The following is a 16793-nucleotide window of genomic DNA, read 5'->3' on the forward strand; positions in this document are numbered from 1 at the left end:
GACGGGACCATGACCCAAGACATTCTACAATCGGAAAGCCCGACCCAAAGCCCAACTGACACGCAGGTCGCTTATTCTGTCTCACCGGGCTTGCTCGGGTTTCTGGACAAACATGACCTTTCAATCTGCTTAAGCTCCTACCAATCCGGTCGATTTTATCTGATTGGGAGAAACCCCAATGGTGGGATTATGATCAATGAGCAGGTTTTTGAGAAAGCCATGGGAATTGACGTCAAGAATGGCTCGATCACGCTGGCGACCTTGTTTCAGATTCACCGGTTCGAAAACGTTCTGCGCGACGATCAAAGGATCGACGCCCTTTTTGATGCTTGTTTTGTACCCCGTCAGAGTTTCACGACGGGTGAGCTTGATGCCCATGATGTGGCGGTCACAGATGCCGGTCGGATACTGTTTGTGAACACACGGTTCAATTGTGTTGCGACCGTTTCTGACAAACACAGTTTCGAGGTGGTTTGGAAACCTTCGTTTATCTCAAAAATAGCAGACGAAGATCGATGTCATTTGAACGGGATGGCGCTTGAAAACGGCGTGCTGGCCTATGTCACCGCTGTCAGTAAATCGGACACGATTGACGGTTGGCGAGACCGCCGCAACCATGGTGGAGTTGTGATCGACGCCAGAACGGACGAGATTGTTTGTGATGGCCTGTCGATGCCGCATTCCCCTAGGGTGCATAACGACAGGCTTTATGTGCTGGATTCTGGTTCAGGACGTCTTGGGGAAGTTGTTCGGGATACGGGGTCAGACAAAGGCAGTTTTGAAAAGATCGCGTTCTGCCCTGGTTTCGTGCGTGGATTGGCTTTCCATAACAACTTCGCAATCGTGGGCCTGTCAAAGCCGCGCTACGAACGGTTCGAAGGCCTTCCGCTGGATAAAAAGCTTCGCGAGGCGGATAGCGAACCTTGGTGCGGTGTTCAAATCATTGATTTGCAAAAGAAAGAAGTCGTCGCATGGTTTCGCATCGATGGCGCAGTACAAGAACTGTATGATGTAGCGACTTTGCCAAACGTGGGTTGTGGCATGTCACTCAGCTTTGTGACAGACCACATCAAGTCCTTGGTGACCTACGAAGAAGGCTGAAGTCGCAAAGAGTGTGCGCAGCGCCACCTAAGTGATCCAATCAAATAGGCGGGGCTAAAACATGGCTCAACCGCTAGCGGCGTTTTGGAACAGCGTTCCCGCCCTTGGCGCTTCTTGCTGCAGCCGCGCGGGCGCGATTTTTCTTGCTGCTGGCTTTGCCTTTTGGGGGCGGAGGGCCTTTGGCGTCACTGCTGCGGGGTTTGGAATAGCTGTCCTTGACTGCTTCTTTTTTGGCGCTCTTAGGTTTGCTTTTGGCGCTTACCGCTGATGGTTTCCGACCCTTCAAAGGTGTCGGTGCGACCGTGTCTGTTTCTTTCGCCTTAGGCTTTTGCGCGAGCGGCTTCTTAGGTTTGCGATCCTCGGGTTTGGGTTTGCGACGCCGTGGTTCGGGTGCATCGTTCCAATCAATCGGAGGGGTGCTACCTTTGCGATGAAGCGGTTTTCCAGACGGCGCACGATCAGGTTTTGATCGGCTAAATGCAGGCAGGTCTGGTGCCTTATCCAGCTGCGCGATGCTCTTGGTCCCTTCGATCTTCATGTCAGGACCAATCGCCGTTAGAAAACGGTCGACAATAGAGGCTTTGATTTCGACATAAGACAAATCATCGACAATGCGGATCGCACCGATATCGTCTTTGGTAACGTTCCCTGCTTTGCACACCATCGGCAGCAAATGGCGAGGGGAGGCGTTCTGGTTGCGCCCTTCTGAAAGCGAAAACCAAACACTGGGACCAAATTCCGCCCGCGGTTTGGGTTTTTCGACCTGAACCGCACCAAGTTCTTCCGGAGCCGAGTGGCGTTTTTTGTATTGCCGCAAATAGGCTGCCGCAATCTGCTCCGAAGTGAATTTTTCAACCAGTTGGTCGATTGTCGAACGTTCACTTTCGGCAATATCGGTCTGCCAATCCTCAGCTTCAAGCATACGGACTTGGTCACGCTCGTTCACGTCATCAGCGGAAGGTGCAGATCCCCAATCGGCGCTTAGCTTGGCAAATTTTAGGATCCGCTCCGCCTTCTTGCGGGAGGACGGCACAACAACCAATGCACTTACGCCTTTACGCCCAGCGCGCCCTGTCCGACCAGAGCGGTGCAAAAGGGTCTCGTGGCTGTTGGGCAATTCTGCGTGAACCACCAGATCGAGGTTGGGCAGGTCAATGCCGCGAGCGGCCACGTCGGTCGCCACACAAACCCGTGCGCGTCCGTCGCGCATCGCCTGCAAGGCATTGGATCGTTCGCTTTGGGTCAACTCACCGGACAGGGCCACAACCGAAAAGCCGCGGTTCGAAAGGCGGGCTGTCAGGCGCGATACCATCGCGCGGGTGTTACAAAAAACAATTGCGTTTGGCGCTTCGTAAAAACGCAGCACATTGATTATGGCGTTTTCACCGTCACGCGCGGCCACCTGCATCGCGCGATATTCGATATCGGCATGCTGGGTCTGTTCACTTACGGTCGATATGCGTTCCGCATCGCGCTGATAGCTTTTGGCGAGCTTGGCAATTGCGGCGGGAACCGTTGCAGAAAACAGCAGGGTCTGCCGGTCTTTTGGCGTTTCATCCAGGATGAATTCCAGATCTTCGCGAAAGCCCAGATCCAGCATTTCATCTGCTTCGTCCAAAACAACAGCGCGCACTTGGGTCAGATCGATCGATCCGCGCATGATATGGTCGCGCAACCGTCCCGGCGTAGCAACGACGATATGCGAACCACGAGCCAACGCGCGCCGTTCATCACGCATATCCATGCCACCAACGCAAGATGCCAGAAAGGCCCCTGCATCCGCATACAGCCAGCCAAGTTCACGCTTCACCTGCAAGGCCAGTTCCCGCGTTGGTGCGATGACCAGTGCAAAGGGTGCGCCCGCCGCGCCGAATGTGTCACCATCACCCAGCAAAGTAGGGGCAATGGCCAGTCCAAAACCGATCGTCTTACCCGATCCGGTTTGGGCGGACACCAAAAGATCTCGGCCTTCCAGCTCTGGTTGAGTGACTGCTTGTTGAACAGGGGTCAAAGCATCATAGCCCTTGCGGGCAAGTGCGTCGGCGATGGTTTTTTTCACGACGGAAGTTCTTTGTATAAGACAGGTGGTGGGCCGTGCAGCATGGCAAAAGGCGCATCATCCAAGGTTAAAGACAGTCCTCTAACGGTTGGCACAGGGTTTGTATAGGCAAGGTTTTCTGATTGCTGGCGAGCCTGGCTGGTTTCGCTAAACCGAAATCTCCCGTCTTGCCTTCGCAACGACGAACAGGTTTCATCATTGTGAAATCGCAAATCCACCGCCGCGAAGCCTAAAGCATTGCCTTCCAACAGTTTTTCAGCACGAGGTTTTGGCGCTGTGCGAGCCAGACCAGATCATTCAGCGTGGTGAGTCGCCTTTTTTCGCAGAACAAGAAACGTCATCATCTTCATGGGCGGCAGCGCGTCTTTCTTGACGACTTCAAGGCTGGGCTCTTTCAGGACCGTATTGATCTTGAAATCAGAATGCCAGCCCAGCACGTTGGCAAAAGGGGCTGAGAGCTTTTCCACAACCGACAAAACCCCGGTTTCGCGAGCAAAATGGTTGGTAATGATGATCTTTCCACCCGGTTTGCACACCCGTGCCATCTCGGCGACCACACGCTCTGGTTCCGGAACGACCGAGACAATGTGCATAGCAGTGACAGCGTCGAAACTATTGTCGGGAAAAGACAGATCGCGGGCGTCCATCTGCAGAAGGGCTTCAACCTGGGTCAAACCGAGATCTTGCACCTTCTTCTTCGCTTTTGCTAACATTTCGGCGCTGAAATCAACTCCGGTGATCTGAAGATCGGAACGATAGTGCCGTAGGGCCAACCCGGTTCCGACCCCGACTTCTAGGACCTTCGTACCCGTTTGCGCGTTGATGTAATCGACCGCTGCCCGTCGCCCTGCTTTCGTCGCGGCGCCAAACGTTTTGTCATAAACCGGCGCCCACCGGGCATATGAGGATTTAACGGCATGAATATCCAAAGGACTGTCCTCTTTTTAGTTGGATTTGCGTGCAGTTCTGAATGCCAGCGCGAGGCTCACGATGTAGATGATCGACATGAGTGTGAGCGTCGCCCAAAGATAGATAAGCAATGCAGACAACAAAAGAACGAACCCCAACATCAAAAATTTGGCATATCCGGGCGAGACCGAGACGTTTTTGAATGAAAATGTTGGAACCCGGCTGATCATCAAATACCCAATCACCAACAGATAGATGGTCACAAACAGAGGCGACGCCGAAGGCATGTCCGAGAACAAGAAAGACACATACATCGGCAGCATTGCAAGCAATGCGCCGGCGGGGGAGGGTACGCCTTCAAAAAAGTTGCTCTCGGTTTCTCCTGCATCCGATTTGCTGGTCACGTTGAAGCGGGCAAGCCGCAAGACGCAACAAATCGTATAGCCCAGAACTGCAAGCCAACCCGCGCTGAAGTCCTGTAAGGCCCAGAAATATAGTATTAATCCCGGTGCCACTCCGAAATTGAGGAAGTCAGCCAAGGAATCCAGCTCAGCGCCAAATGGGCTTTGGCAGTTCATCAAACGAGCCAGCCTTCCGTCCAGCCCATCGAGCACCATAGCCAAAAGCACTAACCTGACGGCCGTCTCGAAGTCACCCTGAAACCCAAACCGAATGGCGGTCAACCCAGCGCAGATTGCAGTGATCGTCAGCAGGTTGGGCAGTAGATGAACGACCGGCATATCACGTTTATTATCTGGCGCAGGGTCTGACATCTATCAGTCAGTCCGGGCCATTCGGGCGGGTTCGTTTGAAGCCAGGTCAGCCAGCACAGTTTCGCCTGCGATCATGGTTTGCCCTAAGCTGACCATGGGATGCACGCCATCTGGCAGGTAGACATCCAATCGGGATCCAAAGCGGATCAACCCGAACCGCTCTCCAGTGGCTATTTTGTCCCCTTTCGCAACGAAACAAACAATGCGCCGGGCTACGAGACCCGCAATCTGCACCACAGCAATCTGGCGACCGTCATCCATTTGAATACACAAGCTATTGCGTTCGTTGTCTGCGCTAGCTTTATCAAGCGACGCGTTGAAAAACTTGCCAGGGCGATACGCGATTTGAGTGATTTCTCCGGCAATCGGAGCGCGGTTCACGTGGCAGTTGAAAACGCTCATGAACACGCTGATGCGGGTGAGTTCGTCCTCGGGCATTCCAAGCTCTGGTGGTGGCACTGCCTTTTCAATCAGCGATACAACACCGTCTGCGGGGCTAACGATAAGCCCTTCTGGTGTCGGTGTCGCCCGCTTTGGGTCTCGGAAAAAATAGTAACACCAGATTGTTGCTCCGACACCGATCCACCCCAAAATCGACGAGATCAGAAAGAGCAGGACAGTGACGACGCCAAAGATCGCGACAAACTTGCGTCCTTCAGGGTGCATCGGCTTTAAAAAAGTGTCACGCATCCTCATTTGTGTCGCCCTTCAATAGTAACTGGACGCTTCCTAACCCGGTTCGGGCTTGGTCTACAACTTGGTATATTCAGCGTGGTGATATTGTGCCTAAGTAGCAGACTTGTCGTATTGAGATTGCGGTTGTTGAGGAAGTGGTGGCGGACAAGACCATTGTTGGGCACCTGACATGGCGCATTACGAGGGGTCTTCCCGCGGGTTATTACGGATTCTTAGGTTTTTTCGTGGGATTGGAGGCGCAGAAAGTGGCGTCAGAACAAACGCCTCATTCGGTCGATTCTTCGTTAAGATAAGCGATCAGATTCTCGATATCCTCGTCCTTCTTCAGCCCCGGAAACTGCATTTTATTGTCTGGAACTGTTCCCTTGGGGTCGGTCAGGAACCGGGTCAAAGTCTCAGCGGTCCAAGTGACCCCTGACTCCCGCAGCGCGGATGAGAATTTGAACCCGTCCACCGTTCCAGCTGTCATACCGAGGATTCCATGCAGCGAGGGGCCAACCCCGTGGCGGCCCTCTTTCAACTGATGGCACGCTCGACATTTGCGAAAAACTTTTTTGCCGGCCGTTGCATCTCCATCAATGGCTGCGGCGGCGATGGTCGTTGGGCTATCGGCGGCCGCTCCGGCCTTTTTGTCATCCATGGTGAAGATCAACCGCGCGGTGACTGGTACGGTACGGGTGATGCCCGGCAGATCGGCCAGTTCCATCAGCTTGTCTACACCCGCATTTAGCCCCGCATCTTCGGTGCTCAGGAACACCATGTCATTGGTCGATACCAACACCGAGGTTTCGGACAATCTGGCAACGAACATTTCGGCGTCGAATTCGACATCCGTGCCAACAAGCGACAGGACGGCTTCGGCATCAACAATTGTCGTTCCACCAACCGCCAGGTCAGCAACGTCCTTCATGTCAAACTCGGCTGACAAGATCGCGGTCCCGGCTTTGCGGAAGACATACTCGATCATCCTCTCGTTTCGGATGTCGATATTGGTTTCCACCGACGACAGATCAATTTCGATTTCAACCTTGCCGTCCGGGCCGACATGTCCGCTGAGATTGGTAAAGCTGTTCACCTCGCCCACAACGTCTTTCTTGATTGAGCCGTATGCCAGGTGCGAGCCCTCGGGATCCAGCGTCCAGCTTGTGGCCAGGGCCGGGCTTGCAACAATTGCCGACGCGATTGTGACTGCTTTCATCAGAAGTTTCATTTTGTTCCTCCACGGTATATGTCAGTCCTGACCCCGCGGGCCCGGTCCGTTTAAGGCAAACACACACAGGTCGCGTTTTATTCGATGAGTGCCGAAATGAGTTCCGAACAAGCCGTACGCGGCGCCGTGCAGACACATTCGAAACGTGTGTGGCGGTTTGCGCTGGCGCTGTCGGGTGCGCCGGACGTTGCGGATGATCTGTTGCAAGCGACCTGCCTGCGCGCGCTGGAGCGACATCATCAAGTGACGTCGCATGAGCGGTTGGATTCCTGGCTGATGACAATTTGCCGTTCGATCTGGCTAAACGAAGTACGATCGCGGTCCGTTCGTCGCGCTCAGGCTCTGTCGGTCACGCCCGAGGCGGATTTGGTCGCAATCGGGCCGGATTCAGAAACGAATATTTTCGCGTCTGAAGTGTTTACCCAAGTGATGCACCTGCCAGAGGCGCAGCGGGAAACGGTCATGCTTGTTTTTGTCGAAGGGTATAGCTACCGCGAAGCCGCTGCGTTGCTGGAGGTTCCCATCGGTACCATCATGAGCCGGCTATCGAATGCCCGGCAGAAATTGAAAGCCGTAATGCAGCATGATGCGGCTGACGTCGCACAACGGAGTGGCAAATGAAGTTTTCCGACGAGACGCTGATGGCGTATCTGGAAGGCAGCCTGGATGAAACCCAGTGCCGTGCCATTGAGGCTGCGGTCGAAGTCGATACGGAGCTTGAGCGCCGCATGATGGCGCTGGATCCATTTGCACCCGTCGTCCAGGGCGTCTTCGAAGGGTTGCCCGCACAGGCGCCACAGGTCGATCTACCCGAAGCTATAGTGCCCGTTCCGTCCAACTCTGGCAGTCCGTTGCGATTGCTTGCCGTTGCCGCTTCCGTGGCCATAGTTGCGGTTTCAGCGACATTCTGGGCAACACGCCCTGCCGAATTGGGTTGGGCGCAACAAGCGGCGCTCTATCAATCTTTGTACGTGCCCGAGACGATTTCATCGTTGGACAGCTCACCCGAATCTCTGGATGACCAATTCGCTATGGCTGAGGAACAGTTGGGTCGCTCGCTGAACCGCGACGCATTAGAGGCGCTGCCGGGTCTGGATCTGAAACGGGCGCAGATACTGTCATTCAAAGGTAAACCACTGATTCAGGTTGTGTTTGCCGACGAACAAGGTCGCCCCTTTGCGTTCTGCGTTATCCGGCAAGGTCCTGCTGCGCCAAACAAAGAGGTTAAGCAAGCTGTCCTGAGTGGATTGGCCACAGCGATATGGGCGCAGGACGGATATGGCTACATGCTTTTGGGCAGTGATGCGCAAACCGATCTTGGCGGTGAGCTGGATGTTCTGACACAGACGTTTTCAGGTTAGCATAAAACCTCTTGTGCCCGTCTGAGAATGCCCAAAGAATACCCAACATGAAGTCAAAAAAGGTCATGCCCGATCCGGATGACGAGGCTGCAGATCTGGGGCCTCGCAGTATTTATGACACTGACCCGCCTGAAGATGACGATCTTTGGTTTCTACCGCCCGAGGATGAAGAATCCCAGGATGTTTTTCTGCCACCCGGGCCTCGTGTTGATCAGCGGTTGTTGTTCGACCCGCGGGACTGGCGTGCAGCACAGTCGGAACTGTCATCCGAACTTGCTGAACTGGCGGTGACATTCGGTGCTTTGGATGAACGTTTGCGGTCCGGACCAGAAGGTTGGACCCACCGCCTGGCGTTGATGGATGTGTCCGATCTGGGCTGGTGGACCGGGGATCGGATCAGCGTGGATCGTCTGGCTTTGTGGACCGGGCTTAGGATCGGCGCGACCGGCGATGATGTGCAGGCCCTGTTCCGGGCTGGATGGGCCGTGCGCCGCCTCACTTCGGGCGCAGCACCGTCGACTGGCGGATGGGAGACTGGCCTGACCGCGTTTCTGGACCGAATGGCGCAAGGCATGGAAGATGTCCCCGAAGCAGTTGCGGACCTGGCCGAAGTGATGCGCAATGCGGAGGGGCTGCATCCCGTGACCCAAGCTGCAATTGCCTTTCACGCATGGCGTGCTTTGTCGCAAGGCATCGGGCAGGACACCGAAGCTGCCATTGTCGCCGCCCGTCACGCGGCGTCGATAGGACGGGGCGGTGCGCTGTTCATGCCGCTTGCTTTATCAGGACCGGGTGCTTTGCGCGGGGTCGGCGAGCCGCTGGAAAAACTCTCGGCGTGGATACGTGGGACAGGGCAGGCGGTGTTGGCGGCTTTGTTGCATCTGGATCGGATCAGCGCATGGGACGCGCGGGCGCGTGAAGCGACGGCCGACCTGAGCGGACGCACACCGCCGCTGTTGATCGAAGTTTTGACAGCGTGGCCTATGGTCTCCGCCCCATTGGCCGAGGAACTGACACAATCGTCACGGGCGGCGGCACAACGCAACATTGACCGTTTCGCGCGGCGCGGTTTGGTCCGCGAAGTGACGGGGCAGGGGCGATACCGGGTTTGGACCGCCGCGCTATAGCCCTACTGCAATTGCAAATATCCACCGAGTTTGGCTGGCTTAACAGCCCGAGCCAGACGCGTTTATCGGGCGCTAGCGCCCGACACCAACATAAGTTTCAAAGCCAGATTTCAGAACTGTGCTTTCGGAATAGATATTTCGCAGATCGACCATCCGGGCTGTATTCATAGTTCCGGCCAACTCAGTCAGATTGAGCGCACGGAATTCGTTCCATTCGGTCAGCAACACAACGACGTCCGCATCTTTGGCGGCCGCATATGGGTCATCAGACCATTCCACGCCCGGCAGCAGCGCTTCGCCTTCGGATTTGCCTTGCGGGTCGACAACGCGGACTTTGGCCCCACTTCCGATTAGCGCCGGAACGATGGTCAGTGAGGGTGCGTCACGCATATCGTCGGTGTTGGGTTTGAAGGTGACGCCGAGTATGGCCACGGTCTTGCCATTGAACCGGTCATCGCAGGCCTCGCGAATTTTCTCGGTCATCCGTTTCTTGACCTCGTCATTCACGCGAATGACAGTTTCGGTAATCTGCATCGGATGCGCGTGTTCCTGACCGATCCGAGCCAGTGCAGCAGTATCCTTTGGAAAGCACGAGCCACCGTAACCGGGGCCCGCATGCAGGAATTTGTTGCCGATCCGACCGTCCAGCCCAATTCCGCGCGCCACTTCCTTGACGTCCCCGCCGACGCGTTCGCACAGCCCGGCTATCTCATTGATAAAGGTGATCTTGGTCGCCAGGAATGCGTTAGCGGCGTATTTGATCATCTCAGCGCTTTCCAGATCCGTGGTTAGGATCGGAAAGTCACGTAGATAAAGTGGGCGGTAAATCTCGGCCATGACCTCGGCAGCGCGGTCACTTTCCACACCTACCACAACGCGGTCAGGGCGCATGAAATCGTCGATGGCGGCACCTTCGCGCAGGAATTCAGGGTTCGAAGCGACGTCGAAATCGGCATCCGGATTGGCGGCCGCGACAACCTGATGAACTTGGCGGTTGGTGCCTACGGGTACGGTCGATTTCGTGACAATCACAGTGTAGCCGGTCACAGCGCGCGCGATTTCTTCCGCTGCGGCCATGACATAGGTCAGGTCTGCATGCCCGTCACCACGGCGAGTTGGCGTACCAACAGCTATAAATACCGCATCCGCACCATCAACGGCTGCCTCCAAATCGGTCGTAAAGCTAAGTCGTCCAGCCGCGACGTTCTTGGCCATCAGCACATCAAGACCTGGCTCGTAAATCGGCACATCTCCGGCCTTGAGCATTTCAATCTTGTTTTCTGCCTTGTCGACGCAGATCACATCGTGACCGAAATCCGAGAAACACACACCTGACACCAAACCCACATAGCCAGTGCCAATCATTGCAATACGCATTCATCAAAATCCTTCTTACCAATTACCGCCTGCGGCGCGCATACATTCAAAGAAACTGCCGAGGGTTTCAATGCCTGACCTTCGCGTTAGCCTGCATTCAACAGATTCTTGCTGTTTTTGAGACAAGAAACAGGCGGATTTGGTCTGCGAGGTAAAGCTATGATCTAAACGGCACTGATTACCGGCGTTACAAGTCAGGATCAGGTCAGCATTACAACAAAACGCTATCTGAAGAGGCACGAGTTTCACGTTCTCCAGTGCCGCGCAACCAGTGCTGGGTGTTTTGGATAAGGCGGCGGAAGCTCTTTGCAAGCAGTGACTGCCCGGACATAAGATCCGGGCGAGCAACGCTTCAATACCAGCGGCCAATTGCGATGGCGGAAGGTCGGTGTGTTGCCGCATCGGAAACTGCAGAAAGAACCTGGTAATTTACATGCGAACTGGACGATTCATCAAATCCCATGAATCGGCTCATTGCTCCACCGCTGCCGCTAACCATCGGAGCGGATGAGAAGGCTGCAGGAAAGGTCCAGCTCTCAGAATTACTTGAGAAAAGCGCGCCCTCAGCGGTGGTACAGCTGACAGCGTTCAAAGTAGCTGTGCAGACTTGTGTGCCGTCTGCAAAGCGAACGTAATCGCCATCTGATGTGCTGCCGCGTTCGATCACGGCTCCTGTAGGTGTGCCCGAACTTTCTGAAACGGATCCCAACAGATTGCCCGGCCCATAGCCGTAATCGGCCCGCATCAATCGCCCTGTTGTGGTGTCGTCGGCACTGGCCTGAACAGCTGCACCGCTTGGGATACCGGTCGTCGGATCAAATGCCAGGGCTTCGGTCCAGCTACCACCATCAGGGGACACTTTGATAGAGAATCCTGTGCTTCCCGACAAACCCATCTCAGCGTGGCCTGTCCAGTTTGATTGGAATAGCAGTGATGCCGTGTCACCCGCACTGGCCTTATTGATCTTTAGCTGATGCCCACCACCTTCGTGGCTCAGCAGGGTTGCCGGACTGCGCACCGACAGACGATTGGTACTATCATAGCTAGTGGCAACGCCGACTCCGTTCAGATTTTGGGCTGCTACGGGCGGCGTGATCCATCCTGTGCCGTCCCAAACCTTCACCAAGTTGCTTGCAAGATCCCAGGCGCGCCACCCGGTGTTTGGCGTCACGAAATACCAGGCGTTGTCCAGCCACGCTGCAAGCTCACCGCCGTGACCTGCCCAATCCCCGGTTGGAGCAGCTGCCAGGGCGTGGATCTCGCCTTGTTCAGGGACGGCTGGCGGGTTTGATGCGTTGGTCGCCAGGACGGTCAGTTGTACAGTCAGGTCCAGCTGACGCAGCGCCTCATTGTGGGTGACGTGTTTCTGCGCTTGTGATGGTTGCAAAAAAGGCAGGCTCAATCGCGGTGAAATCTGAGACACGGGCGTCCTCCTGTGGCTGTCGGTCCGACATTACTGTTGCGCGCCAACTTGCCGTCACGCGCGTAAATCCTGTCTGACCGGGCCGAACGCCTAGAAAACGTTTTGATAACTCTGGAGTTCCAGATCGGAAACAATTCCGACTAGAGATCAGCTTCGTCCCCACGCGGGATGGTCATCTGCACACGCAAGTGATTCTGTTGAGGCTGGATTCCCAGGAAGATCGGAGGGCAACACGCCGTCTACGCGACCGCAGATCTCAGCGCCGGGCGTAGATGTCTTCGTACCGAATGATGTCATCCTCACCCAGGTAGCTGCCGGTTTGAACTTCGATCAGCACCATGGGAACTTTGCCTGGGTTTTCCATTCGGTGAACCGCGCCCAAAGGAATGTAGACCGATTGGTTTTCGGAGAGGAGCTGAACGTCATCGTCGATGGTGATCTTCGCGGTGCCTTCCACAACAATCCAATGTTCAGACCGATGGTGATGCGATTGCAGGCTGAGCGCTGCCCCGGGGTGAACATGGATGCGTTTGACTTGGAATCTGTCGCCAACCACCAGGCTTTCGAACCAACCCCAGGGGCGATGATCAACCGGCAGCAACTCTGCCTGTTTCGCACCTTTGGCTTTCAATGCCGACACAGCCAGTTTGACATCTTGCGACCTGTCCATGCTGGCGACCAAAACAGCGTCCGGCATGGCGACCGCCACTATGTTTTCCAAACCCAGTGCCACGACTTCTTGTGAAGGCGACTCGGACCGGATCAGAACGTTTTTGCAGTCGATTGTGGTCACTTCGCCGGTTGTGGCAACGCCGTCGTCATCGGGATGGGTCAGTTCCTGTACAGCCGTCCAGCTGCCCACATCCGACCAACCCGCAGCATAAGGAACAACGCTGAGGTTCGATGCCTTTTCCATGACAGCATAGTCGATCGAGATATCGTCAACCTTCGACCACGCCGCGGCATCTAACCGCAGAAAACCCAAATCCGTTTGGGCATCTGCAACGGCTTGTTTCACAGGCTCGATCAGAGCCGTTGCATGCTGCTCAAAAGCCGCGATGATGTCGCGCACAGCAAACAGGAAAATACCTGAATTCCAAAGGTAGCTGCCATCCGCCAGCATAGTGTTGGCATTGTCCAGATCAGGCTTTTCGACGAAGCGATCCAGAGGCACCGCGGCGCCCGATGCATCCGGTGCGTCGCTGAGTTTCAGGTAACCATAACCCGTTTCCGGACGATCCGGAGTGATACCAAAGGTAACAAGGTCGCCGCGGTCCTTGATGACCCGTACACCTTCGTCAACGGCGCGATGGAACGCAGGTTTGTCAGGCACAACGTGGTCAGAAGGTGCTACCAGCATGACAGCGTCTGGGTCAGTCGACTCCAGATACAAGGCTGCCGCCAAAACAGCAGGAGCGGTGTTGCGCCCTTCGGGCTCGATGACGATCGGTCCGGGGTCTACGCTGATTGCAGTAAGCTGCTCAGGCACAACAAAACGAAACGCTTCGTTGGTTAAGATCAAAGGCTTGGCATAAGGTGCCGTCTTAGGTCCCCGCATCCGTTCAGCACAATCCTGCAGCAGGCTTGTCTCACCAATCAGTGGTACAAACTGCTTGGGATAGCTTTTCCGGGACAGGGGCCACAAACGGGTCCCTGACCCACCGCACAGAATGACGGGATAGACGGAATTCATAACTTTGGTGCCTTTGAACTGCTATTGCCAAACGGTATCGCTTTAATTGCGATCAAGGGAAAGGCCTGTAATTACTGTGCCGCTTTTCCCGTGGCAACGATGTCATGCAGATATTCGCTCAGATCGCCGCTCAGGTCATCACGTGCCAACGCAAAGGCCACTGTGGCTTGCAAGAACCCTGATTTCGAGCCGCAGTCAAAGCGTTGACCTTTGAATTTGTACCCAAAAACCGGTACGCCATTAATAATGTCTTCAGCAATCGCGTCGGTCAGTTGAATTTCTCCGCCGCTACCTGCTTTCAGTTTGTTCAAATTGTACAAGACCGAGGGGCCAAGAACGTAGCGTCCGATCACGGCAAGGTTGGACGGGGCTTCTTCGGGCTTTGGCTTTTCAATCATCCCCTTGGCCCGGACAACGGTCCCAACGTTTGAGCCTACGTCCAGAACACCATAAGAGCTGGTTTTTTCGGGCGGGACTTCCATTGCTGCAACCATGTTGCCGCCGGTTTCTTCGTAGGCCTCAATCATCTGTTGTAGGCAGGGCTTATCTGCCGCGATCACATCGTCTGGTAGCATCACAGCAAAGGGTTCGTCCCCAATCAAGCGGCGGGCGCACCACACGGCATGACCAAGACCCAACGCCTTGTGCTGACGAATATAGGCAATCGCTCCACTTTCCATGTTGGTCGCATTCAGTGTCTCAAGCAGTTCGTCCTTGCCCTTTGCCTTCAACTCTTGTTCCAAAACAAGATTGTGGTCAAAGTAATCCTCAAGCGCGGATTTCCCACGCGAAGTGACAAAAATGAATTCCTTGATCCCTGCAGCACGCGCTTCGTCGATGGCGTATTGCACCAAGGGACGGTCGACCAGGGTCATGATCTCTTTTGGGACAGACTTGGTTGCAGGCAAAAACCGCGTGCCCAGCCCTGCTACGGGAAAAATCGCTTTGGTGACCTTGCGTGCCATGGTGCCTCTCGAATTCAAATTAGCCGGAAGATTTGAACCCCTCCGGAATGCCCTCATAAGCTTTGAGGTCAGATCAATCAATCATACCCGGAAAACCGGGCGCCAATCAGTCAAATCGTGCCACCTTGGGCAGGCGGAGTCAAAATGAACCAACAGTTTGGCTTAAATGATGCACCCATGTTTGCCGAATGCTGGAGATCATTGAGCGAGACTCGCGAGTGTTTGCACACAAGGCGGGGTCATTGGCGGGGGTACTCCCCGAAGCCAAAAAAGCTGGCCCCGGGGCAGGTGATCAGGCTTTTGCCATGATGACGTCCAGCGAATCGTGTTCTGCCACGAAATGATCCGGAGCAACCTCGCTAAGCTTTGGGACGTAGTCTGTTTCACCGGCGGAAAGTCGGCTGGGCAGGAACCGCAGCGCGGCCTTCGGATCCATGGGTGAGGGCAATTCGCCCGGCAGCTTCAGCCGCGTGCGGCTGCGTTCCACATCTGGGTCTGGGATTGGAACAGCCGATATCAGCGACTGGGTGTAGGGGTGGACGGGTTCGGAACAGACCACCTCTCCATCGCCCAGCTCGACGATCCGGCCCAAATAAAGAACCATGATCCGGTTCGAAATAGCTCGCACAACAGACAAGTCATGACTGATGAAGATCATCGACAGCCCGAACTCTTGCTGCAATTCGCGCAGCAATGCTACGATCTGGGCCTGAATCGAGACGTCCAGGGCCGAGACTGCTTCGTCGCAGATGATCAGTTTGGGCTTGTTGATCATCGCCCGGGCAATGCCGACCCGCTGGTTTTGACCACCGGACAGCTCATGCGGGTACCGGTTGATCATGTTGGCCTTCAAGCCAACACGCTCCATCATCTCTGCGACCATCTCTTTGCGTTCCCGTTCAGTCAGGTCGGGGCGATAAGTTTTTAGCGGCTCGGCAATCGATGCCGAAATCGTCATCCGCGGATCGAGACTGGCAAGCGGATCCTGGAACACGATCTGCAAGTCCTTGCGGTACTTGTTCAACTCGGCCCGTCTCAATCCCACGATCGGATGACCCAACCAACTTACGTTGCCTGCGCTGGGTTCAATTAGCTGCAAAACAGCCCGTGCCAAAGTGGATTTCCCGCAGCCGGACTCGCCAACAACACCCAGTGTTTCGCCTTTACGGATGTCAAAGCTGACACCGTCAACCGCCTTGAGCGGAACCTTGTGCCCAAACAGCCCACCTGAGACGTGGATTGGGAAGTGAACCTTGACGTCGTCAACCTTAAGCATTGGTTCTTCGACATTGGCTAGGGCTTTAGGCGCATCTCCCGCGTCGATCCGAGGCATCGCCTCAAGCAGGGTCCGGGTGTAGTCATGTTTTGGTGCCTGGAAGATTTCGCGCGTGTCGCCAGCTTCGACAAACTCACCCAAACGCATCACCTGAATGCGATCACACATGCGTGCCACAACGCCCATATCATGTGTGATCAGGGCAATCGCGGTACCTTCGTCCTTCTGCAGCCGAACCATCAGGTCCAGAATGTCCGCCTGTACGGTGACATCAAGCGCTGTCGTAGGTTCATCGGCGATCAGCAGTTTTGGATTGCACAGCATCGACATGGCAATCATGACGCGCTGGCGCATTCCGCCGGACAATTCGTGTGGATACTGATCCAGTCGCCGCTTGGCTTCCGGGATACGGACGCGATCCAGCCAGTCCAGACAACGCGCGCGCGCCGCTGCGCCTTGCATACCTTCATGAACCTGCAACACTTCTCGCATTTGTTGACCAATCCGCAGATGCGGAGTCAGTGCCGTCAGTGGATCCTGAAAGATCATGCCCACATCATCACCACGGATCTGGTTCAGCTTGTTGACGGGCAGGTTCAGAATTTCCTCACCATTCAGCAGTGCTGACCCAGTCGCAAGACCAGCCGGCGGTAGCAGGCCCATGGCTGCCATGAAGGTTTGGCTTTTGCCTGACCCGCTTTCACCGACGATGCCCAGACATTCACCTGGATTGATGTCAAAGCTGATGTTTTTGACAGCCTCGACAACACCATCGGCGGTGTCGAATTTGACGCTCAGGTCCTTTACAGAAAACAGTGACATA

Annotated in this window: 14 protein-coding genes; 4 read left to right on the forward strand and 10 right to left on the reverse strand. The window is 55.2% G+C overall.

The window, feature by feature from the left end; all coding sequences use genetic code 11:
- Positions 1-9: 9 nt before the first annotated feature.
- Complete coding sequence (locus ACR0BU_RS15900) at positions 10-1101, forward strand: TIGR03032 family protein (RefSeq protein ID WP_480738030.1); 1092 nt, start codon at positions 10-12, stop codon at positions 1099-1101.
- A gap of 73 nt (positions 1102-1174) precedes the next feature.
- Here ACR0BU_RS15900 and ACR0BU_RS15905 read toward each other — a convergent pair whose 3' ends face one another.
- The 5 genes from ACR0BU_RS15905 to ACR0BU_RS15925 form a co-directional block, all read right to left on the reverse strand.
- Positions 1175-3160 (reverse strand): DEAD/DEAH box helicase, encoded by a 1986-nt coding sequence (locus tag ACR0BU_RS15905; RefSeq protein WP_480738031.1) that lies wholly within the window; start codon positions 3158-3160, stop codon positions 1175-1177.
- 293 nt (positions 3161-3453) lie between these two features.
- Positions 3454-4089: a class I SAM-dependent methyltransferase gene (locus ACR0BU_RS15910; RefSeq protein WP_480738032.1), complete on the reverse strand. Its 636-nt coding sequence runs from the start codon at positions 4087-4089 to the stop codon at positions 3454-3456.
- A gap of 15 nt (positions 4090-4104) precedes the next feature.
- Positions 4105-4842 (reverse strand): CDP-diacylglycerol--serine O-phosphatidyltransferase, encoded by a 738-nt coding sequence (gene pssA / locus ACR0BU_RS15915; RefSeq protein ID WP_299890902.1) that lies wholly within the window; start codon positions 4840-4842, stop codon positions 4105-4107.
- A 3-nt stretch (positions 4843-4845) separates the two neighbouring features.
- On the reverse strand, positions 4846-5538 hold the full coding sequence (locus ACR0BU_RS15920) for a phosphatidylserine decarboxylase (protein WP_298936294.1): 693 nt from the start codon (positions 5536-5538) through the stop codon (positions 4846-4848).
- Positions 5539-5803: 265 nt separating this feature from the next.
- Positions 5804-6748: a c-type cytochrome gene (locus ACR0BU_RS15925; protein ID WP_480738033.1), complete on the reverse strand. Its 945-nt coding sequence runs from the start codon at positions 6746-6748 to the stop codon at positions 5804-5806.
- A gap of 96 nt (positions 6749-6844) precedes the next feature.
- Between ACR0BU_RS15925 and ACR0BU_RS15930 the strand changes: the two genes are divergently transcribed.
- From ACR0BU_RS15930 to ACR0BU_RS15940, 3 genes are read left to right on the forward strand one after another with little or no spacing between them, the layout of a single operon-like run.
- A complete protein-coding gene (locus ACR0BU_RS15930; RefSeq protein WP_480738034.1) occupies positions 6845-7369 on the forward strand; it encodes an RNA polymerase sigma factor in 525 nt (174 codons plus the stop codon).
- Positions 7366-8109 carry a hypothetical protein gene (locus ACR0BU_RS15935; protein WP_480738035.1) on the forward strand — a complete coding sequence of 248 codons (744 nt, stop codon included), beginning with the start codon at positions 7366-7368 and terminating at the stop codon, positions 8107-8109. Before ACR0BU_RS15930 ends, ACR0BU_RS15935 begins: the two co-directional genes overlap by 4 nt.
- Positions 8110-8156: 47 nt before the next feature.
- Complete coding sequence (locus tag ACR0BU_RS15940) at positions 8157-9236, forward strand: helix-turn-helix domain-containing protein (protein ID WP_480738036.1); 1080 nt, start codon at positions 8157-8159, stop codon at positions 9234-9236.
- A gap of 72 nt (positions 9237-9308) precedes the next feature.
- On the opposite strand, the gene ACR0BU_RS15945 is transcribed toward ACR0BU_RS15940, so the two are convergent.
- The 5 genes from ACR0BU_RS15945 to ACR0BU_RS15965 all read right to left on the reverse strand — a co-directional run bounded on the left by ACR0BU_RS15945 (position 9309) and on the right by ACR0BU_RS15965 (position 16792).
- Positions 9309-10613, reverse strand: coding sequence for a UDP-glucose dehydrogenase family protein (locus ACR0BU_RS15945; protein ID WP_298936299.1), 1305 nt, complete (start codon positions 10611-10613; stop codon positions 9309-9311).
- Between the two features lie 352 nt (positions 10614-10965).
- Positions 10966-12036 carry a DUF2793 domain-containing protein gene (locus ACR0BU_RS15950; RefSeq protein ID WP_480738037.1) on the reverse strand — a complete coding sequence of 357 codons (1071 nt, stop codon included), beginning with the start codon at positions 12034-12036 and terminating at the stop codon, positions 10966-10968.
- A gap of 256 nt (positions 12037-12292) precedes the next feature.
- The gene (locus ACR0BU_RS15955) at positions 12293-13729 is read right to left on the reverse strand and encodes a mannose-1-phosphate guanylyltransferase/mannose-6-phosphate isomerase (RefSeq protein WP_480738038.1); all 1437 of its coding nucleotides are present in this window, start codon (positions 13727-13729) and stop codon (positions 12293-12295) included.
- 71 nt (positions 13730-13800) lie between these two features.
- Positions 13801-14694 carry a UTP--glucose-1-phosphate uridylyltransferase GalU gene (gene galU / locus ACR0BU_RS15960; RefSeq protein ID WP_298936302.1) on the reverse strand — a complete coding sequence of 298 codons (894 nt, stop codon included), beginning with the start codon at positions 14692-14694 and terminating at the stop codon, positions 13801-13803.
- A gap of 292 nt (positions 14695-14986) precedes the next feature.
- The gene (locus tag ACR0BU_RS15965) at positions 14987-16792 is read right to left on the reverse strand and encodes an ABC transporter ATP-binding protein (protein WP_298936303.1); all 1806 of its coding nucleotides are present in this window, start codon (positions 16790-16792) and stop codon (positions 14987-14989) included.
- Position 16793 lies beyond the last annotated feature (1 nt).

Source organism: Ruegeria sp. CK2 (genome assembly GCF_056536585.1).